The sequence below is a fragment of the Acinetobacter lwoffii genome, from assembly GCF_019343495.1.
GTDB classification, from domain to species: Bacteria; Pseudomonadota; Gammaproteobacteria; order Pseudomonadales; family Moraxellaceae; genus Acinetobacter; species Acinetobacter lwoffii_P.
The window spans coordinates 434,701-455,324 of sequence record NZ_CP072549.1 but is presented as its reverse complement, the minus strand read 5'-3'; the positions used below and the strand labels follow the sequence as shown (position 1 = coordinate 455,324).

15 protein-coding genes and 1 pseudogene are annotated in these 20,624 nt (G+C 42.2%); 6 read left to right on the top strand and 10 right to left on the bottom strand.

Features of this window, described 5'->3' with window-relative positions:
* Positions 1 to 103 precede the first annotated feature (103 nt).
* Entirely contained in the window at positions 104 to 2,710 is a 2,607-nt protein-coding gene (gene pepN, locus J7649_RS02165; RefSeq protein ID WP_219309140.1) for an aminopeptidase N, read from the bottom strand.
* Between the two features lie 361 nt (positions 2,711 to 3,071).
* Here pepN and J7649_RS02160 point away from each other — a divergent pair, with 361 nt between their 5' ends.
* The 3 genes from J7649_RS02160 to thiM all read left to right on the top strand — a co-directional run bounded on the left by J7649_RS02160 (position 3,072) and on the right by thiM (position 5,531).
* Positions 3,072 to 3,329, top strand: coding sequence for a hypothetical protein (locus J7649_RS02160; RefSeq protein WP_004278839.1), 258 nt, complete (start codon positions 3,072 to 3,074; stop codon positions 3,327 to 3,329).
* 161 nt (positions 3,330 to 3,490) lie between these two features.
* The gene (locus J7649_RS02155) at positions 3,491 to 4,651 is read left to right on the top strand and encodes a hypothetical protein (RefSeq protein WP_005106588.1); all 1,161 of its coding nucleotides are present in this window, start codon (positions 3,491 to 3,493) and stop codon (positions 4,649 to 4,651) included.
* Between the two features lie 31 nt (positions 4,652 to 4,682).
* Positions 4,683 to 5,531, top strand: a complete 849-nt coding sequence (gene thiM, locus J7649_RS02150; RefSeq protein WP_005106587.1) for a hydroxyethylthiazole kinase — start codon at positions 4,683 to 4,685, stop codon at positions 5,529 to 5,531.
* A 571-nt stretch (positions 5,532 to 6,102) separates the two neighbouring features.
* Here the strand turns inward: thiM and J7649_RS02145 are convergent.
* A complete protein-coding gene (locus J7649_RS02145; protein WP_195725866.1) occupies positions 6,103 to 7,626 on the bottom strand; it encodes a TerC family protein in 1,524 nt (507 codons plus the stop codon).
* A 742-nt stretch (positions 7,627 to 8,368) separates the two neighbouring features.
* Between J7649_RS02145 and J7649_RS02140 the strand changes: the two genes are divergently transcribed.
* A complete protein-coding gene (locus tag J7649_RS02140) occupies positions 8,369 to 8,833 on the top strand; it encodes a MarR family winged helix-turn-helix transcriptional regulator (RefSeq protein WP_004278843.1) in 465 nt (154 codons plus the stop codon).
* Between the two features lie 78 nt (positions 8,834 to 8,911).
* Here the strand turns inward: J7649_RS02140 and J7649_RS02135 are convergent, their stop codons facing one another.
* The 5 genes from J7649_RS02135 to J7649_RS02115 all read right to left on the bottom strand — a co-directional run bounded on the left by J7649_RS02135 (position 8,912) and on the right by J7649_RS02115 (position 16,016).
* Positions 8,912 to 9,574 carry an SOS response-associated peptidase family protein gene (locus tag J7649_RS02135; RefSeq protein ID WP_071850115.1) on the bottom strand — a complete coding sequence of 221 codons (663 nt, stop codon included), beginning with the start codon at positions 9,572 to 9,574 and terminating at the stop codon, positions 8,912 to 8,914.
* 92 nt (positions 9,575 to 9,666) lie between these two features.
* Positions 9,667 to 11,115: an aldehyde dehydrogenase family protein gene (locus tag J7649_RS02130; RefSeq protein ID WP_219309138.1), complete on the bottom strand. Its 1,449-nt coding sequence runs from the start codon at positions 11,113 to 11,115 to the stop codon at positions 9,667 to 9,669.
* 127 nt (positions 11,116 to 11,242) lie between these two features.
* Positions 11,243 to 13,408, bottom strand: coding sequence for a malate synthase G (locus J7649_RS02125; RefSeq protein ID WP_219309129.1), 2,166 nt, complete (start codon positions 13,406 to 13,408; stop codon positions 11,243 to 11,245).
* Between the two features lie 364 nt (positions 13,409 to 13,772).
* A complete protein-coding gene (zapE, locus tag J7649_RS02120; RefSeq protein ID WP_005252217.1) occupies positions 13,773 to 14,924 on the bottom strand; it encodes a cell division protein ZapE in 1,152 nt (383 codons plus the stop codon).
* A gap of 84 nt (positions 14,925 to 15,008) precedes the next feature.
* Positions 15,009 to 16,016 carry a helix-turn-helix domain-containing protein gene (locus J7649_RS02115; protein ID WP_004645451.1) on the bottom strand — a complete coding sequence of 336 codons (1,008 nt, stop codon included), beginning with the start codon at positions 16,014 to 16,016 and terminating at the stop codon, positions 15,009 to 15,011.
* A gap of 144 nt (positions 16,017 to 16,160) precedes the next feature.
* Here J7649_RS02115 and J7649_RS02110 point away from each other — a divergent pair.
* Positions 16,161 to 17,658, top strand: a pseudogene (locus J7649_RS02110) (flavin-containing monooxygenase).
* Positions 17,659 to 17,726: 68 nt separating this feature from the next.
* Positions 17,727 to 18,635 carry a LysO family transporter gene (locus J7649_RS02105; protein WP_219309127.1) on the top strand — a complete coding sequence of 303 codons (909 nt, stop codon included), beginning with the start codon at positions 17,727 to 17,729 and terminating at the stop codon, positions 18,633 to 18,635.
* Between the two features lie 435 nt (positions 18,636 to 19,070).
* Here J7649_RS02105 and pyrF read toward each other — a convergent pair whose 3' ends face one another.
* The 3 genes from pyrF to J7649_RS02085 are packed head-to-tail and all read right to left on the bottom strand — an operon-like array spanning position 19,071 to position 20,477.
* Positions 19,071 to 19,751, bottom strand: coding sequence for an orotidine-5'-phosphate decarboxylase (pyrF, locus tag J7649_RS02095; protein WP_004278851.1), 681 nt, complete (start codon positions 19,749 to 19,751; stop codon positions 19,071 to 19,073).
* Between the two features lie 36 nt (positions 19,752 to 19,787).
* Positions 19,788 to 20,147, bottom strand: a complete 360-nt coding sequence (locus tag J7649_RS02090) for a lipopolysaccharide assembly protein LapA domain-containing protein (protein ID WP_004278852.1) — start codon at positions 20,145 to 20,147, stop codon at positions 19,788 to 19,790.
* Between the two features lie 24 nt (positions 20,148 to 20,171).
* Positions 20,172 to 20,477, bottom strand: coding sequence for an integration host factor subunit beta (locus tag J7649_RS02085; RefSeq protein ID WP_004278853.1), 306 nt, complete (start codon positions 20,475 to 20,477; stop codon positions 20,172 to 20,174).
* Positions 20,478 to 20,624 lie beyond the last annotated feature (147 nt).

The following is a 20,624-nucleotide window of genomic DNA, read 5'->3' as shown; positions in this document are numbered from 1 at the left end:
CTAAGCCTTTAGAGAAATTCAACTGTATTTAAAGCCAGCGTTTGAAATAAACAGGAAATAAAAAACCGGATCAGGTCGATCCGGTTTTTTATGAATATTGATGTTATACGCTGAGCATACTATTGAGTGTCTCAGACACATTTTTAGATTTAACCAGTGGCTTTAAGGTTTCAAGCTGTGCTTTCACTTCACTGCGTTGCGGTTCTGCCAAGGTATACCAGCGTGACAATACCTGTAGCAAACGTGAGCCTACAATCGGATTTTTCTCGTCCAGATATTTTGCCAGTCCAATAAAATGCTGCACGCCAAAGCTCCAGGTATTGACCGGATTAGCATTCAGCCCCCCGCTCACTGCACGGATACGGTTAGGCACAGCCAGATCATAATCCGGATGCTGGGTCAGATACGCAATCGTTGCATCCGTTGCTTTTGGATGTGCTGCCTGAACCATAAACCATTGGTCTAAAGACAAGGCTTCATCTTCAAAGCGGCTATAGAAATCTGCCAAAGCTTCTTCTGCTTGTGGTGCATCATTCCAGACCAAGACTTTCAGCGCACCCAAACGTTCAGACATATTCCCCGTGTGATATTGCTCATAGGCTAAATCAAAGGCAAATGCATCTCCCTGACGAGCCATCATCGTCAGCATAATATTTCTTAAAGCACGCACACCCATCGCTTGTGAGAATTCAGATTGCAGATCAGGATCCAGATTAAGATAAGTTTCTTTCGCTGTTTCTCCAAAAGCACGTGCCAAGGTATGCAGCAAAGCCTCACGCTTTTCCTGAATCATAACCGGATTATAATCCTGATCAATACGGCTACCTAAATAACCTTCCGACGGTACATCAAACAGACGTGATGCCAACAGCGGATCTTTCTCAATCACATCCGGCAAGGTATTGAGCATAGCCTCGATATAAATTTCTGCAGGCTGGTCATCCAGCAAGATACGCTCGAGTAAGGTCTGAGTTGCTTGCCACTGGTTAAAACCATTGGTCTCGTATTGCAACAGGAAAGCCAGTTCTTTTTCTGAATAGTCAAAGTCCAGATTCACTGGTGCAGAGAAATTACGCAGCAAGGACACCACCGGTTTTGCTGTCACACCGCTAAATTCAATCGTGGCTTCATCCTGATCAAACAGATACACGCCATCTTTGACGCCATTTTCAAAGAGTGCCTCAGAGTTCAGCGTTAGCTGCTCACCGGTTTCAGCATCAAACAATGCCAAAGCGACTGGAATGGGTACTGCTTTCAGATTTGGATATTTAGCATGGGTTTTCAGGCTTTGCTTAAAGCTGAGGCGATAGATTTGGGTCTCTACATCATATTCAGCTTTTGCTTGAAGTTTAGGCGTACCCGGCTGGTTATACCAGGTCAGGAAATTTGAAAGATCCACACCTGAACCTGCTGTTAGTGCAGCCACCCAATCCTCAACCGTTACCGCCTGACCATCATGACGGCGGAAATATTCATCGGTTCCCTGACGGAATTTTTCCTTGCCAAGCAAGGTCGCCATCATGCGGTTAATTTCCGCACCTTTTTCATAAACGGTGGCGGTATAGAAGTTGTTAATTTCTACAAAATGATCCGGACGCGGTGGATGTGACAATGGGCCTGAATCTTCCGGGAACTGATGTGCTTTCAGAACTGCCACATCATCAATACGCTGTACTGCAGCCGACTGTAAATCTTCCGAGAAAGACTGATCACGGAATACGGTCAAGCCTTCTTTCAGACACAACTGGAACCAGTCACGACAGGTAATCCGGTTACCAGTCCAGTTATGGAAATATTCATGCGCAATGACTGACTGCACTCGCATGATAGCAGCATCAGTGGTGTACTCTTCATCGGCCAGCACACATGAAGTATTGAAGATATTCAGACCTTTATTTTCCATGGCACCCATGTTGAATGCACTGGTCGCCACGATCATGTAGTTATCCAGATCATAAGGCAGACCATAATGCTCCTCATCCCAGCGCATGGAATGTTTGAGCGCTTCCATGGCGATCTTGCATTTTGGAATATCTTTTTCTTCTGCATAGATTTCCAGAGCTACATTGCGGCCTTCCGATGTGACATAAGAATCTTTCATCACTGCCAAATCACCAATGACACAGGCGAACAAATAGCTCGGTTTCTTGGTCGGATCCTGCCAGATGGCATAATGACGATTGGCATCGACTTCACCTGTTTCCAGCAGGTTACCATTTGCAAGCAAAACCGGATATTTCTTATCTGCTTCGACACGCGTCGTAAAGACCGACAACACATCAGGACGGTCTGGATAGAAAGTAATTTTACGGAACCCTTCTGGTTCATTTTGGGTCACAAACAGATCTGAACTGGCCTGATATAAACCTTCCAGCATCGTATTACTTTCAGGGTGGATTTTAACCACAATTTCAAGCAACACTTGATCAGGTGCATTGGCAATGACCAGCTGTTCAGCATCCAAGTGGTAGTCACTGGCATTCAGGGTTTGACCATTTAACTTAATCGATTGCAGCTCTAGATCGCGGCCAAGCAGAACCAGATCGCCAGCAGTTTGGCGCTGCATCTCCAGCTTGCTGCTGACCAGACTGTGGTCACTATAGACTTGAATATTCAGGTCGATGGAATCAACAATAAAGGAAGGTTTTTGATAGTCTTTTAAATAAATGGTTTGATCCGCTTCGATCACCGGGTTTGCCGCAATATTCATGTCCTGTCCTAATCTTTTATCGTGTTCGACATTGTTCATGTCAAAATCATACGCCAAGTTTTAAACGCTGTCTGTGCATTTGTATTGTTAGATCTAATATGGGCATTTCATGCACCACTTTCAATGCATTCTGCCTAATTGAGCAGCACTCGACTCTACATAAGAAATATCTGTGCCATAAAAATAGTCAGGATCATAATTTCTGACATTTTCATAAATAACTGATTTAAAAATATATAATTTTATTTGCTGAGTACCGAATAAATTCTGATTAATAAATGAGCACACTTCTTGCTACAGTTAAACCGTGTTTTTCCACACTTCCAATGAAAGAATAATGATAACGATGATGAGGTGAGCCATGTATTTAAAACAGCATGTTGTACGGATCGAAAATATCAAAACTTTGCAGACCCTGGATCAGGCCAATATTGACCATAAAGTGATTGCCCTGTTGATGAGCTGTGAAGGCATTCCGCTTCAGGCCCATGAAGTGACTGCCATTCTCAACACCTACGATGCACTCGGTGCCAAAAAAGTGCCCTCTAAAAAGGTTCAGGCCTTAATTCATGCCAAACACCGCGGCGAGGAGGACGACACATTACCCTGCCCGGTTTAAAAAACGTCATTTCATGTTTTTAAAATCAGAGCTACTTCGGTAGCTCTTCTCTTGTTTGGGTGACTAATTTTGATTTAGAAAAATTGCACCAGTCCACTACGTTTGCATCTCATCAGCCGTGTATAATCAAATGCCCTTCCATTCTAGAGTTGCTCGCGACCATGGTATTCAGTGTTCTGCAAAAACAGCTTGATGAAAGTACTCACTGCCCATTGTGTAAGGCATCGATGTATTGGATTGAGGCAGAACAATATGATCAGGAGCTGAGCTATCATGAATGCAGCCATTGCCAGCATCAGCTTTACTCCGATCAAAAGCACAATTGTTATTGCGAACAATGTCTGGCGCAGCGTAAACGCATGCTCAAGGAAGTCCGTTTACAGGAAAACCGTCAATATCATAAAAAGCAGGATCGGCCGGTTCTTGAGCTGAATCAGCTCAGTTTTATCAATAAACTGTTTTTACTTGCGATTCTGGATGAACAGGTGCAGGAATATAGCCAACACCGTGAATATATTGACTGGCATCAAATTCGATATTATTCCATCAGTCCCAATTATCTGTTCCAACATGGTCTGGTGAAAAGCCTGATCCGGGATCAGGTTCTGATTCCCAAAGATCTCCAGCAGGAAAATCAGCATTATTATATTAATGTGCGACTGGATGGTTATTCTGAACCGACCCTGTTCAGTATCACCCAGCAGCTGCGCAACTGGTTTTATCAAAACCTGAGCCAAGGTGTGCCCTTTAAAAGTGCAGATGAAGTCAAAGATGCACTCTATTGCCTGCTATATGAAGAAATCATTCAGTTTGCCCAATTCTATTGCCGTAGCTGGAATGTGCAAATTGCCGGAAATCAGAGCTTTCAGACCTTTTGCTATCGTCTTTTGGATGTACTGGCTGTGGGTCAGATTTATTATCTGGTGCAGACCGGGCTGGAATATCTATATAAACAAAAAGCCCTCAAGCCCCGCAATGAAAACTTTATTAATACCAATCTGCTGAAAAAAACCTTGCAGCAGTACCGCGAACGTTCAGTTACAGAAAAATGGGAAACCTCTACCCTGCCGCGTCCACCGCAACTGGCATTCAGCAAGATGAGCGAAATCCTGTTTTATCGGTTTTTGGGCTATGATGAAAATATCTTCTTTCAGCCGGTGTGGCGTTCGTGGCACAAGATCGAACCTCGCCTGAAATTCTATTCCCAAAAACGTTGTATGCATTGCGGCTCACAGGAACTGTCGGTGGATTATGATGCCAGTGACTATGTCAGCCTGTTCTGTCGTAGCTGCAAGCATCAAGACCATTATTTTACCCGCTGACCGAATACAACGAATCTTTCTCTTATTCTAAATGACCATTATGACGACTTCTACGCAAGCACTACAGCAAACGCTTCTGGATCAGATCTGTGAGGCCTGGTTGAAACTTCAGCAACAGCAGCCCCTGGTGCATATCATGACCAATACGGTGGCCAGCAACTATGTCGCCAATATTGTACTGGCTGCGCATGCTTCTCCGGCCATGATCGACAATCCGTTTGAAGCTGAAAGTTTTGCCAAGACTGCTACAGCGATCAGTCTGAATCTGGGTACACCGACGACAGAGCAGGTTCAGGCGATGCAGCTTGCTGCGAAAACTGCACATCAATTGCAAAAACCGTGGGTGCTTGATCCGGTCGGTTATGGAACAGTTCTGCGCTGGCGTTCTGGCGTCGTAGATCAGTTGATGCATTCCCAGCCTACGATTTTACGAGGCAATGCTTCTGAAATTGGTGCTTTGGCTGGCAAGCAGATCGAGTCCAAGGGTGTAGACAGCACAGTAGACAGTGCGGATGTTTATTTACAGGCGCGAAGTTTGCTGGATCATTGTGAATGCATCGCAATCTCCGGTGAATCTGATTACATTATTTCGAAAGACTATCCTGTGATACAGGTGTCAGGCGGTTCTGCTTTACAGCCCCGAATCACGGCGATGGGATGTGCACTCGGGGCACTAATTGCTGCCTATAGTGCAGTAACGTCCCCAGCCCTTGCTGCATTAACGGCACATGTACATTTTGCAATTGCCGGTCAATTGGCATTTGAACGTGCGCAACAGTTAGGCAGTTTTAATGTCGCCTTTCTGGATGAAATCCACCAACTCAATACTGAAACAATCCGAAAATACGCCAACTTTAAAATTCTGCCAGAATCCATTTAGTTTACTGGTCGCTTCACAGGGTGTTTGTTCTCCTGAATAGATAAACGCCCCTATTTAGATTGATCCTGCCCATTTGCTCTATTGATCTCCTTAGAAATGTTTTGTCTAGCTCTTTCGGAGATCATTTTTGAGTAGTTTTATTCTGAACTGAGTAGGCTTCATACAACTTATCTAATGATTTCCACACAAACGATTTCCATTTTACTTAAGATCTGTTTGCATCATGCAAATCTAGTTCATGTGAATTGTAGTTCAATTTTTTGTCAGTATTTAAATATGACTTTTAAGTTTTGATTAACAGGTTACATGAATCAATATTTGATGCTTGATCATGCTTATTTTCGATTGCTGACTTGACTTTTTCGGCTTCAAAATCTCACTGCAATATCCGGATATTCAGCTCAATCGGGAACATGACTAATAGTATGAATAAACTGATAAAAATCAGTTTAAACGAAGGCTCATATTATTTTAATGAGCCACATTCAACAGACATGCATTAAAAAAGCCAGCTGCCACTAAAGCAACTGACTTTTAGAATTTGAACAAATAACGTGTTTAAAACACCTGTTTAACCTACGTAATGAATGCTGACCGACTTGATACGATTGCTTTCAATTTCAGTGACTTTGAACTGCACACCTTGATAATTTAACTCGGTGCCCACTTCAACCGTACTGTTAGTTTTATCCAGAATCAAACCCGCAACACTGATATAGCCAGCATCTTCATCAATCAGATCAATCATGCCAAGCTCAAGCTCAAGCTGATAAAGATCTAACATGCCCGATGCGATCCAGTGCGTATCATCCACTTTCACCAGATCCAGCTGTTCATCTGCATCCGGGAATTCACCGGCAATTGCTTCAAATACATCTAGCGGTGAAATCAGACCCTGTACATTACCAAACTCGTCACTCACCAAGACCAAAGAACCTTTAGAGGTACGCAAGGTATTAATCGCGTCAATAACTTTCATCTTTTCAAAGATATAAATTGGGCGATGACGTTTAATCAGTGCTTTTAATTCTTCCGGCTCTTCCAGTACATCCAATAATTCTTTGGCACGTACTACGCTAATCACCTTATCTAGGCTACCGCGACATACCGGGAACAGACTGTGTGGAACAGACAGAATTTTTTCACGGATCTGTTCTGGGCTATCTTCCAGATCAACCCATGAAATCTGACCGCGCGGCGTCATGATCGAAGCGACTGAACGCTCTGCAAGGGTAAGCACCCCACCAATCATATAGCGTTCTTCATCTGCAAAGGTTTCTTGTGCCTGATTATTTTGACTGTCGGTCGTCTCTAGCTTGCCACCCATTAACTTCAGGATCGAGTCAGCCGTACGATGACGCAAAGGAATCTTGGATTCATGTTTAGCAGCATTACGCTGACCGAACTGGTTGAATGCTTCGATTATGATCGCAACACCAATACCTGAATAGATATAGCCTTTTGGAATATGGAAACCAAAACCTTCTGCAATCAGGCTGATACCAATCAAAAGTAGGAAGCTTAAACACAGAATCACCACGGTTGGATGACGGTTCACAAAATTGGTCAATGGTTTCGATGCCAGTAGCATCACGCCCATTGCGACAATCATGGCAGCCATCATGACATAAATATTGTCGACCATACCAATGGCGGTAATCACTGAATCTAAAGAGAAAACAGCATCTAAAACAACAATCTGTGCAACAACAGCAGTGAAACTTGCATATACCACATTGGTAGACACTGTGACTTCAGGTTTACCTTCAATCTTTTCATGCAGCTCAGTAACGGCCTTATACACCAGGAACAAGCCACCAAATAACAAGATCAGGTCCCGACCGGAGAAGGTCCAGTCAAACACAGTAATCAATGGTTGTGTCAAAGTGACCAACCAGGCAATGGCAAATAACAGGCCTAGACGCATGAATAATGCGAGAGACAAACCAATAACACGTGCTTTATCGCGTTGTTCAGGAGGAAGTTTTTCAGCCAGAATGGCAATGAAGACTAGGTTATCAATACCTAAAACAATTTCAAGAATAATAAGAGTAATTAAACCTACCCAGATTCCGGGATCTAATAAAAATTCCATTAGAGAATGACCCCGTTCGAGTAAGCTAGAAATAGAGATGGAAGATCAACGCACGGCGAGGGATCCATTAAAATTTAACCTATGCAACTTAAGACTATTCCATTATGCATAAACTGAGTATTTTGTAATGTATTAATTTACAAAAAAATTACATGATCATGATTTTATTGAGACTTTTATGACCAACTGATTGATGCTGAAACTGATTAATTTTAATTTTTTCTACATCATGTATTCGAATTGAATTAAAAATAAACAGAATTTAGTTTGATTAGGCTATTATTTTTAAGGTCACTTAAAGATTAGAGCATAAACTATTTTTTTATTGAAAGAACAATCACTTAAAAATATAGCTGTAAATAATCATTTACTATATTGACTAAAACCACTCAATCACCTTATATTTCTTAAATCGATTAATTTATTGAAATACAATTATTTGCATTAAAACCTATTCAGACAGGCTGCTTAAGAACAATAAAAAGTCTTGGAAAACATTTCTACTCACGAAATACATAATGAGGAATTAAATTTATACAAAATATTATCGCCTTTCATCCGATTTTAAAGAACAATCTTCGCGCCAGATAAGGCTCACATGCAGAACTGATCAACTCCTTGGGATGTTAAGCAAAACTAAAAAGTGTTAGCGCTTTAACATTTTTAAAATAAAGGTTGAAATATGCATAAACTTTTTCATAAAATGAAAGGGCCCTAGAAAAATAAATACAAGGAACATTTCATGACTAAGAAATATGCAAAATTTTTGCCGTGTACGGAAGAATTTAATTTAGAAAACTTTCCATATTATTGGGTAACTCAGGTTCATGCTCAATACGTCGTTAATGTCGATCATGCACTAAAAAAGTATGGTGTTGACAATTCCCGCCGCCGCATCCTTCTTGCACTAAAAGCCAAACCGCATGCCAGTGTTTCTGATTTGTCAGAGATGGTTGTTTCTAAAATGTCGACCACGACTAAAATTGTCTACCGCTTAAAAGACGAAGGTCTGGTTGAAACCTATTCATGTGAGGATGACGCACGGATTACCCGAGTATTTTTGACCGACAAAGGCATGCAAATGACGCATAAGATCAATGATCTGACAAATGTGGTACTGGAACAGTCATTTGAAGGCCTGACGCCTTTGCAAATTGAAAAAACCATGGAAAGTTTACGTCATATTTTCAAAAATTTAGCTCGTTAAGAGACCTACTTTTTATTTTAAATAGACGCTGGCGAATTGGCGCATACTTTACAATAATAAATAATTCGCCAGAGCTTTCTAAAAATCAAAAAAGTTCAGTTGTGGACTGACTTTTTTGATTTTTTCTTTTGGTACATGTGAACATTCAAACTCTTCTACCGGAAAGCCCTCTACAAAGCTACGAATATCCGGATGCCTTAGCGTTAGCCATTCTTGCAGTCGCTGCTGTGGAATCACAATAACCGAGCGTTTGATATTACCCGGCTCATGAAACTCCTTCATCATGGGATGGTCAATTGCATCCATGGTAATCATACTGGCAGAGCGTACAATTTCCCCTTGTACCCGAGCGATCTCATACACAGCTGCAATAAAAGTCGCCTGACCATCTTTACGTCTTACACCCCAACGCTGCGGTTTATTGTCAAAATATTTGGACTCATAAAATTCCGATACCGGAATGACGCCAAAATGACATTTGGCAGTGGCCTCAGCAAAAGTGGGCTTTTGCAGTAAGGTTTCATTTCTGGCGTTATAGGTCTTGGTGCCTATAGTTTTGTCTTCTGCCCATTTCGGAATGAGTCCAAAATTCACGGAACGCCATTCCAGTCCTTGAGCGGAATGAAATAAAAGCGGTGTAGCATAATTGGGATAGACCTCCTCTGGATATTCAAAAGGAATTTCTGGCAATCCCAGATTATGCAACTGTTCTAAGGTTAAAGGCTTAAAGTTGGCGCACATGGTTCATATATGTAAATCATTCGACCATCAGATTATACCGTGATGCCAAGTCGAAGCCTGTCGTATTTCTATAGTTTTAGGCGCGTTGACTGTTATGAATTCGGGACAGTCAACCAATGTGTCCGGGTAAATTCCTCAAAAATCCAGCGGCCATTAAAACGACCCAATCCTGAATTTTTTTCGCCGCCAAAGGGTGCATTTGACTGGTCTGCTACACTAATGCCATTAATATGCGTCATACCAATATCCAGTTGTGCGGCAAAAGCAGTGCCTCGATCGATGTTTGAAGTACATACTGCACTGGATAAGCCAAACTCGGTCGCATTGGCTAGGTTTAAAGCATGTGCTTCATCCCGGGCTTTTAAGATAGGTAAAATCGGACCGAAGCTTTCTTGCTGCGCCAGATCGGAATCTTCCGCAACATCAATAAAAATATGCGGAGAAACCAGATTCCCTTCAATGCCTCCTTCATAGACCAGTTGCGCGCCCTGCTCGCTGCCCGTTTGAATGATCTGTTGATGCTTTTTAACCTGACTCTGGTTAATGATCGGACCGATCACGGTATCTTCCAGATTTGGATCACCCACCGGAATCATTTTGATCCGATCCAGAAGCTTATCTACGTAAGCATCATGAATAGAGGTATCAACAATGACCCGGTTAGTACTCATGCAAATTTGTCCCTGATGCATAAAACGCCCCATCATCGTCAATTCAACCGCTAGATCAAGATCGGCATCATCCAGAATGACCAAAGGTGCATTGCCACCCAGTTCGAGTGCCAGACGCTTGATTCGGGAACTGGATAAGGCTTTACTGCCTACACTTTTCCCCACTTCAGTCGAACCGGTAAATGAAATCATTTTCGGCACTGAATGCTCAACAAAATAATCCCCGATTTCACTGCCAGCACCGGCAACAATATTCAGTGCACCTGCAGGCAAACCTGCCTCTTCAAATAATTTACCGATTAAGGTGCCGCCAGTCACTGGTGTATCACTGGCCGGCTTCAATACAACGGTATTACCACAGGCAATTGCAGTCGCCACTGAGCGTAAGGATAAATGAAATGGAAAGTTCCATGGACTAATGACAGCAATCACGCCTAAGGGCTTGCGCAAAACCATACTTTTACGTGCCGGATCCTTACTTTCCAGCTGTTCTGTTTGGATCCAGTCTGGAAAAGCCAGACTTTCCTGAATGATGCCCAGAGCAGCATCCACCTCAACGCCGGCTTTAATGCGCGTACTGCCTGATTCAATAATGAGCCAGTCAATGATTTCGTCCCGACGCTGCTGAATGATCGCGATTAAATTTTGCAGCACTGTTTTACGTACTTCAATGGATTTCAAGCCCCCTTGCTGGAAAGCCTGCTCTGCTGCGGTATAAGCACTGTCGACATCGACAGAACTGGCAGCTGCCATGCTAAAAATTTCGCTCTGGGTATAGGGGTTGATATTTTTTATTGTTCTGGTTGAAGTACCGGCTTGCCACTGACCATGAATAAACTGCTGGTCTAAATTTTGATATACCGTTGTCATTTTATTGTTTCCTCGCATGCTTTGCCCCACTTTAAAAGTTCGGCTGGAAAATTTCTAGTCAGAACGACAGCGGCTTACTATTAGACAATAAAAAAGCCTCCGAAGAGGCTTTTTAAGCTAGACAGGATTAATCACCTTTATAACCTTTTAACTTTAAACGCGCTGCATGTAGAAGCGGCTCAGTATAACCTGATGGCTGCTCACCACCTTTAAAGATCAGGTCAGATGCTGCCTGGAATGCAATATTGTTGGCAAAGTCAGCAGACATTGGCGTATACAGTGGATCATTGGTATTTTGCTCATCCACAATTTTCGCCATACGTTGCATGACTTCTTCTACTTGCTCACGACTTACGATACCGTGACGCAACCAGTTCGCAACGTGTTGTGAAGAAATACGTAGAGTTGCACGGTCTTCCATTAAACCGACATCATTGATGTCTGGCACTTTAGAACAACCTACACCCAAATCTACCCAACGAACGACATAACCCAAGATACCTTGACAGTTATTTTCGAGTTCTTTGGTTTTTTCTTCTTCAGACCAGTTAGTGTCTTTCGCCAATGGCGGTGTCAACAAATCATCTAGAGATAAAGGCTGAGTCGACAATAGTTCTTGCTGACGGTCTGCAACATTAATCTGGTGATAGTGAATCGCGTGGATCACCGCACCTGTAGGTGATGGAACCCATGCACAGCTCGCACCCGCTTCAGGATGTTCAGTTTTGGTTTTGTACATGTCAAGCAGCATGTCTGGCTTTGGCCACATGCCTTTACCGATTTGTGCTTTGCCACGTAAACCTGCTTGCAGACCGATCATCACGTTACGGTTTTCATAAGCCGGGAACCAGATTTGGCCTTTTACTTCGCCTTTACGAACGAATGGACCAGCTTCCATAAAGGTATGGATTTCATCACCGGTACGGTCCATGAAACCTGTATTGATGAAGATCGTACGATCTTTGGCTTGTGCAATACAGTTCTTCAAGTTCACAGAAGTACGGCGTTCTTCATCCATAATCCCGATTTTTAAAGTTTTTGCAGGTAAGCCAAGTGCCTGTTCTGCACGTTCAAACAATTCAACGGCAAATGCCACTTCTTCAGGACCATGCATTTTCGGCTTAACGATATACATTGAACCTTGACGCGAGTTCTTGATCGTGTTTTCACCTTTGATGTCTGCGAAAGACAACAATGGCGTAACCAGTGCATCCATGATGCCTTCATAGATCTCTGCGCCATCTACCAGAATCGCCGGGTTTGTCATTAAATGACCAACGTTACGCAGCAACATCAATGAGCGGCCATGAACTTTAGTTTCACCACCTTCTACATTTTTGAAAGTGCGGTCTTCATTCAGTTTACGGGTAACAGTTTTACCGTTTTTCTCAATAGACTCTTCTAAAGTACCTTTCATCAGGCCTAACCAATTACGGTAGCCTTCCACTTTTTCTTCAGCATCAACGGCTGCAATCGAGTCTTCCAAGTCCTGAATGGTCGTAACCGCAGCTTCAAGAACCACATCTTTTACGCCTGCTGCGTCAGTTTGACCAATCGAACTATTGGCATCAATCTGGATGATTGCGTGCAAGCCATTATTTTTAAGTACGATTTCAGTCGGTGCTGAAGCTTCGCCATTGTAACCAACGAATTTAGCGGCATCTGCCACAGTTGTTTTTGAACCGTCTTTTAGGGTAACAACTAGTGCATTAGCTTCAACTGCGTATTGAGTTGCGTCTGCGTGCGAACCTTGTGCCAATGGGAAAGTTTCGTCGAGGAAATTCTTTGCAAATGCGACAACTTTTTCACCACGTTTCGGGTTATAGCCTTTGCCTTTTTCCGCGCCATCTTCTTCAGAGATGACATCGAAACCATAAAGTGCATCGTACAAAGAACCCCAACGTGCGTTTGCAGCGTTCAGGCAGTAACGTGCATTACGTACCGGTACCACCAACTGTGGACCTGCCAGTACTGCAATCTCTTCGTCTACATTTTCAGTGCTGATTTGAAAATCTTCTACTTCTGGTAACAAGTAGCCAATTTCAGTCAAGAAAGCTTTGTAAGCTTGTAATTCAAATGTGTTATTGCGGTGCCATTCATCAATTTTCGCCTGAATGTCATCACGCTTAGCCAAAAGTGCTTTATTTTTAGGGCTAAGATCAACAACGACTTGTTCAAAGTTTTTCCAGTATGTTTCGCTGTCTAAACCAGAACCTGGTAGTGCTTCATTTTCGATGAAATCGTAAAGTTCTTTAGCAATCGCTAACTTGCCTTTTTGAATACGTGCAGTCATTGTCTTTCCTGATATTGCTACTTTTTATACAAGAGATTCTAGTATACCGATTAAAATCTAGCTGAATAGTATTATCACATTGCTAAATACTGAGCATTTTTTCTAATATGAATACCCTCATAAACATATTTGATCTTTCTCAGTTACAAATAGATATCATTCTGCTAAATACCCTAATGACAGTGTATAAAGTTTTCGAAATGTAGAAATTAGACTTAAGTTCAGATTTTCGAGTAAAAATTATGCATTCTAGTTATACACGATCATATTTAGATCAAGATTAAGCCATGTTTAATCAGGCTTGTCGATAATTTAAGTACCTATTTTTATAAAAAAAGCGCCGGTACATCCAGCGCTTTTATGGTTATTCTCCGTTCACAGAGGCGATTTTCTCAATCTGGCGATGTTCAGAATTCAGGTATTCATCCGACTGCATTTCCAGCAAACGGGAACGGGTTCGTTCAATTTCAAAGGCCAGTTTCTCACCTTGATAAATATCCACGATATTATCTTCCGAGGTTAAGAGTAACTTGACGCCGCGGTCATAAAATTCATCGACCAGATAAATAAAACGGCGTGTTCCATCATTCAGAAAATCGGTCAGGTGCGGCACATTGCTGACCAACACTGTATTATAAATATTGGCGATTTCAATAAAATCAGCTGGACTACGTGGCTTTAAACACAGTTCAGAAAACTCGCACCACAACACATCTTCGGTATGTGACACGGTTTCGACAATACGGTTGTTGATGATAATCGGTTCTTCCGAGCAGGTCTGAGTCTGAGTCAAAGCGCTAAAACGCTGTGCAATCCAGTTTTTATGATCATGCGTCAACGGGAATTTAAACAGTTGTGCCTGTTTTAGAACCCGTAGACGGTAATCGACTCCGGCATCAACATTTAACACCACACAGTTTTTCTTGACCAATTCGATAGTAGGCATAAAACGGTCACGATGAATGCCATTTTTATATAAACCGTCCGGTGCGATATTCGAGGTAGCGACCAAGGTAATACCGCGTTCAAACAGCTTCTGGAATAGATCGCTTAGAATCATCGCATCCGTTACGTTAGATACAAAAAATTCATCAAAACAGATGATGACCGCTTCTTTATAAATCCGATCCGCCACGATATCTAGGGGGTTACGCTGTCCGGATAATTTGTTTAACTCACGATGCACATGCTGCATAAAATGGTGAAAATGCATCCGGGTTTTACGGCGAAACGGAATCGAATCGTAAAACTGATCCATTAACCAAGTTTTTCCACGCCCCACACCACCCCACATGTACACCCCTTTCGGAGATGTCTGACGGCGAAAGCGGCGAAATGCTTTTTTCGATGCCTTAAAACGCTGAATCAATTCCAGCCAGACACGATTCAGTTCATGTACTGCCATTGCCTGTGCTTCATCAGGCATAAACTGTCCCGAAGAGATCGCTTGTGCATAACGTTCTGCAGGAGAAATCGGACTAAAAGCGGTGCTGTGCTGTGAATTAAAATCGGACATAGAATTTCGTACTATTTGGGATCAATTTAATTATAGCGGAGTTTAATCAACACGCTATAACACTTTGGCATAAACTAACTTAGGCTATTTTATATATTGCCGAGGACTTTGCCCAAACCAGCGTTTAAAGGCATGGTTAAAAGCGGCCGGCTCGGAATAGCCTAATAATTCTGCAATCATTTCAATCGAATACTGTTTATATTCAATTAGTCGCAAAGCCTTATCTTTAATAATTTCTTCGCGAATCTGCTTATAACTGGTATCACACTGCTGTAACTGATGCCGCAAGGTTCGTTCCGGAATATTCAACGCCTGTGCCGTTTCAGCCATGCTCGGCATCAGGCCGCTTTGGATTTCCAGATAATCCTGCACACGCTGCACCACAGTCGGCGTCTGCTCATCCTGTTGCAAACGCTCCAGTTCAGCCAGACATTTGGCTTCATAGACAGCAAAAGTGACCGCATCTGCAGAAGGAATTTTAATATCCAACACTGCTTCATCAAACCAGAATGCTGCCCGAGATGCATCAAACTGTACCTGTGTTCCATAATAATCATGATAGACCTTTAAGGTATTCAGATCTTCTGGATAGGCAAATGGCAACTCGATCCGCAAATCAGGTTTGGATAAGCCCATCAATTTGTAGATTTCCCGGATAAACTTAAACGTTCCGGAAATCTCTGCCTGTGCCAGCAACATTCTCAAATGATCATCCTGCTGCTTGGCTCGATAACATAGCGCGCTATGATGCTCGCTTTGCTGCAAGGCCAACTGACCGGTCAAATGCGTCAACTGCTGAAAACGGATCACCTGATTCAATGCATCACGTACCGTAGGACTGGTCACCAGCAACATGAGTAAGGGACCATAACCTGCCAAAGCATAATGCTGGCCAATCAATAATCCCTGTTCAGGTTGGATTTCCTGTCCCACCACCTTAAGCACATCATGTTCCAGACTCGGATGGATCACCGAGCTTGGATCAAAGGCATCTACACGCAGCCCAATGTTTTGCAGTTTCTGATCGACCTCCATGCCAGCCTTGCGCATTCCTTGAATCAAATACATCAGACTGAGAACAGAACGTTTCATAACCATACAAATACAATGTGATTATTCTAGTTGTACTATAAAAATAATGTGTCGGCTATTGCCGTTTAGATCAATTTTCTATCTAATCATCAAGGAGCAAATTACGATAAATATCCAACATTAAAATAAGTAAGGAATTTACTGATGCTAGATTATGCCACAGCTACACGTTCCCATCCCCATACTAAAGTTGCCATTATTGGAGCTAGTTGCGGAGGGATTGCCATGGCAATACGTTTACAACAGCATGGTATTTATGATTTTATTATTCTTGAAAAAGGTAACGATTTTGGCGGAACCTGGCGGGACAATCAGTACCCTGGAGCAGCCTGTGATGTGCAATCACATTTATATTCCTTGTCATTTGCACCGAAAAGCAATTGGTCCAAACGTTATGCGGAAGCACCCGAGATATTTTCTTATATTCAGGATCTGGTGACCGATTATAACCTGCGTGCTTTTTGCCGTTTAAATACCGAAGTACTGGCAGCACATTACCAGGCAGAACGCTGTCTATGGCAATTACAGCTACAGGATCAAAGTATCCTTGAAGCCCAGTTTGTTATATTCGCTTCCGGACCTTTACATATTCCGCAAATCCCAGATATTCTCGGTATTGAGAAATTCCAAGGCAAAGTCTTTCATTCTGCGCAATGGGATCACACTTATGACCCGACTGGCAAAAATGTCGCATCGATTGGAACAGGTGGCAGCGCCATTCAATATATTCCGGAAATTGCCCCGCAATGCAAACATCTGTATGTCATGCAACGTACTGCGGCCTGGGTCATTCCTCGTGATGAACGTGCCTACCCCGACCTTGAGAAGAAACTCTTCAAAAAATATGACTGGTTTAGAAAGCTACACCGTGCCCGCCTGTATTGGTCAAATGAATCGCGTGTCGTACCGATTGCCAAACCGGGCATTATGAAATTCACCCAAAAACTGGCAGAACTATTCATTAAATATGAGGTCAAAAATCCTGAATTGGCCGAAAAACTGACCCCCCGACTACATCATGGGCTGTAAACGTATTCTGGTTTCAAATAAATACTTCCCGACTTTTAACCGCCACAATGTAGAACTGGTGACCGAGAAGATTCAGGAACTGACTGAACACAGTATCATTACACAAGATGGAAAAGAACGGCCGATTGACTGCCTGATTTATGGCACCGGATTCATTACCGATCCACGTATCTATATGAAGAATTTTCAATGTACCGGGCTCGATGGTGCAGAGCTGAATGAAGTCTGGAAACAAGGCGCTGAAAGCTATTATGGAATTTGCATGAAAGACTTTCCAAACCTGTTTCAGTTACTGGGCCCAAATACCTTATTGGCGCACAACTCTGTGATTTTTATGATTGAGGCACAAGTCGAATATATTTTGCAATTGATGCAACTGGTCGATCAATTCCAAAGCGATGCCATCATGGTCAAAGACCAGGCACAAAATACATTTAATCAGCAGGTGCAACACATGTTTGAAAAGACCGTGTGGCAATCTGGCTGTGTCAGCTGGTATCAGCAGGAAGGCAGCAAGAACTTTGCCTTATGGCCAACTTATACCTGGAAATACTGGCTCAAAACAAAAAAGCCAAATGCCGCAGATTATCGATTATTGAATAAAGTCGCCTAAAAGCTTTTTACCATCTGACATCAAGCGGTGGCATAATTTATAGGTAATTTTTTCAATCCATTAAACTTATGCAATCGCTTTGGCTTATCTTTCAGCTTCTATTCTGTCTAGCACTCGGTTTTGCCATGGCAAAACGAATTCCACTTTCGATTATTAAAATCTGTTTCAAGCTATTGCCCTATTTTAGCTATGTTTTATTGATTGCGATTGCCTTTGAATTTTCACAACTGGTAGATGAATTACAGCATCCCCTACAGATTCTAAGTACGTCGATCAGTATTGCCTTTCTGACTTCGCTCGGTGCTTTTGCATTTTGTTATCTACTATTTAAATGGGCAGGTTATCTTCCGAGTTCAGGCCGAGTCTCCGTCGACCTGGTACTTAAATCCTTGCTGAATATGAGCTATGCCTTTTTGGCTCTCGCAGGTGGATATTGTTTACATGCGGGCTTGAATCTGTTTGATCTATCCTTGCAAATCAGCACCTGGCATTTGTTGCTGGTATTTATGTTCATAATTGGCCTGGATCTGGCTTATTCACCTTTAGATCGTTCCTGGTTAAATTTTAAAATTCTCTTAGTTCCGATTGGTTGTATTTTTGGTTCATTATTTGCAGTCATGCTTTATTCATTCTGGAATACAGACATCAGTCTAAAAGATTTGATCATGCTGTCACAAGGCTATGGATTTTACTCAATGTCAGGTGTTGTCGTAACAGAACTCAGAAATGCAGAACTCGGCAGTATCGCGCTAATGAATGACCTGTTTAGAGAAATTTTTGCCATATTACTCATGTATTGTATGGGCTGGAGATACCCAAGATCCGCCATTTCCGCAGCGGGTGCAACTGCGATGGATGTGACTCTACCGATGGTTAAACAGGCCTGTGGGCATGATTTTATTCCACATGCCATGGTCAGTGGTTTTATTTTGTCACTGTTAGCACCAGTCATGGTGAGTGTACTGGCAGCGATTTAATTACTTTATCACTTTCTCAATCTCACTAAATTCCTCTTTTATAAAGAGGAACTCTCCTCCCTGATTCAGTTTAAAAGCAGAATTTTAAAACGAAGCACAAGCAAGTAGGCCGAGAGGGCTGACTAAAAACTTAAATCAATATCACTTAAGGCATCGCCTACTGTTTCAATAACATCCGAAGCAAGACTGATGGCATCAGATGCCAAACTGACCACATCGATCCCCGCTGTCCGATCTGCTGAGCTTGCCTGCTGTTGTTGCTATTCTTGTTGCTTAAGCTGTTCTGCCTGTTGAATATTTTGAATCACGTCATTCTGTACTTTTTATAATTGTGGTTCAGATGAAGTCATCATTTTTCCTTTTTATTTTATAACCATTTTTTCAATATATAAAAAAAGCCTTTCGACTGAAAGGCTTTTTGTCATTCAAACCGTATTAAAGCGTTGCCAAAATATCTTTCAAAGTCTGACGCATATTTTTAGACTGGGTAATCGGGCGACCAATTACCAGATGTGTTGAGCCATCTAGCATTGCCTGTTTCGGTGTCACAATACGTTTCTGGTCATCTGCATTCGACCCTTCTGGACGAATGCCGGGTGTCACTAATGCAAAGTCTTTTCCAATCGTTTCACGTAACATTTTCGCTTCTTGAGCTGAGCAAACCACCCCATCTAGACCACTGTCTTTTGTCAGTTGTGCCAGACGTTTTACATGCTCATTTGGCTCAATATCCAGACCAATATCTTTCAAGTCTTCACGGCCCATTGACGTCAATACAGTCACTGCAATCAACTGAGTTTTATAATTACCCGCTTGTAAACGCTCTACACAGGTTTCCATCATCTTGCGGCCACCTGAGGCATGCACATTGACCATCCACACACCCAAATCTGCTGCCGCGCATACTGCCTGTGCTGTTGTATTTGGAATATCATGAAATTTCAGATCCAAAAATACATCAAAGCCTCTATCTTGAAGCGCTTTGACAATGATTGGACCTTCATGGGTAAATAACTCTTTACCAACTTTAAGTCGACACAAGGCAGGATCTAACTGTTCTGCAATGGCTAAGGCATCAAATTGGCTTTTGGCATCTAGTGCGACGATGATACTCAAGAGATTACCCCTTCATATAGGCAAAAAATAAGCCCATTATAATGGGCTTTGATTTTCATTGGTAATATCTAATACAGTTTTTTCATGCCGGGTATGGGCTGCTGCTTCAGCGGCCATTAACTTGGCTGTATTCAACTGTTCCTTACGTAGATGTTCAATGTCTTTACGCAGTCGTTTAATTTCCCAATTCGTCTGAAAAACCCGGAAGATCTGAACGCCCAATAACAGACCCAAAACGACACCTAAAGATAACGTGAGGAGAAGTAATAATCCCAGGCGCATTGCGGGAACTTGAGTAAATAACAAGTCCACTGACAATTCGGTACCGTTTTGCAAAACCAAAGCTAATGAATAACCAAACAGTACCAATAAAAGAATGACCAGAACGTAACGCATGAACACCCCGCAAAATATTTACAATTATTTTTGTGCAGACTCGTTCACAGCGTCACGAAGTGCCTTGCCTGGTTTAAAGTGCGGAACTGCTTTTGCAGCCACTTCTACTGATTTACCAGTTTTAGGGTTACGACCTACGCGCGGTTCACGGTGATGCAATGCAAAACTACCAAATCCACGAATCTCGATACGGTTGTCAGTTGATAATGCTTCTATCATTTGATCGATCATAATTTTAACGGCTTCTTCCACTAAAGGCTCAGCCAAATGCGGATTTTTTAATGCAATACGCTCTATTAAGTCAGACTTATTAAGTGCTTCAGTAGTCATCTACGACCTCTTTAATTATCAAGCTACTTGGGATCTATTTCCCGATAATAACCTGTTTAAATACAAAACGGTAGCGCAATAATTAAATACTACGCTACCGTTTACAGTATTTGTATAAAAAGTATTAGTTAACTTACATTAACAATA

Bases quoted from the DNA above. Each gene is read 5' to 3' on its own strand.
- pepN (WP_219309140.1), bottom strand. From the start codon at position 2,710: ATGAATATTGCGGCAAACCCGGTGATCGAAGCGGATCAAACCATTTAT.
- J7649_RS02160 (WP_004278839.1), top strand. From the start codon at position 3,072: ATGTATTTAAAACAGCATGTTGTACGGATCGAAAATATCAAAACTTTG.
- J7649_RS02155 (WP_005106588.1), top strand. From the start codon at position 3,491: ATGGTATTCAGTGTTCTGCAAAAACAGCTTGATGAAAGTACTCACTGC.
- thiM (WP_005106587.1), top strand. From the start codon at position 4,683: ATGACCATTATGACGACTTCTACGCAAGCACTACAGCAAACGCTTCTG.
- J7649_RS02145 (WP_195725866.1), bottom strand. From the start codon at position 7,626: ATGGAATTTTTATTAGATCCCGGAATCTGGGTAGGTTTAATTACTCTT.
- J7649_RS02140 (WP_004278843.1), top strand. From the start codon at position 8,369: ATGACTAAGAAATATGCAAAATTTTTGCCGTGTACGGAAGAATTTAAT.
- J7649_RS02135 (WP_071850115.1), bottom strand. From the start codon at position 9,574: ATGTGCGCCAACTTTAAGCCTTTAACCTTAGAACAGTTGCATAATCTG.
- J7649_RS02130 (WP_219309138.1), bottom strand. From the start codon at position 11,115: ATGACAACGGTATATCAAAATTTAGACCAGCAGTTTATTCATGGTCAG.
- J7649_RS02125 (WP_219309129.1), bottom strand. From the start codon at position 13,408: ATGACTGCACGTATTCAAAAAGGCAAGTTAGCGATTGCTAAAGAACTT.
- zapE (WP_005252217.1), bottom strand. From the start codon at position 14,924: ATGTCCGATTTTAATTCACAGCACAGCACCGCTTTTAGTCCGATTTCT.
- J7649_RS02115 (WP_004645451.1), bottom strand. From the start codon at position 16,016: ATGAAACGTTCTGTTCTCAGTCTGATGTATTTGATTCAAGGAATGCGC.
- J7649_RS02105 (WP_219309127.1), top strand. From the start codon at position 17,727: ATGCAATCGCTTTGGCTTATCTTTCAGCTTCTATTCTGTCTAGCACTC.
- J7649_RS02090 (WP_004278852.1), bottom strand. From the start codon at position 20,147: ATGCGTTACGTTCTGGTCATTCTTTTATTGGTACTGTTTGGTTATTCA.
- J7649_RS02085 (WP_004278853.1), bottom strand. From the start codon at position 20,477: ATGACTACTGAAGCACTTAATAAGTCTGACTTAATAGAGCGTATTGCA.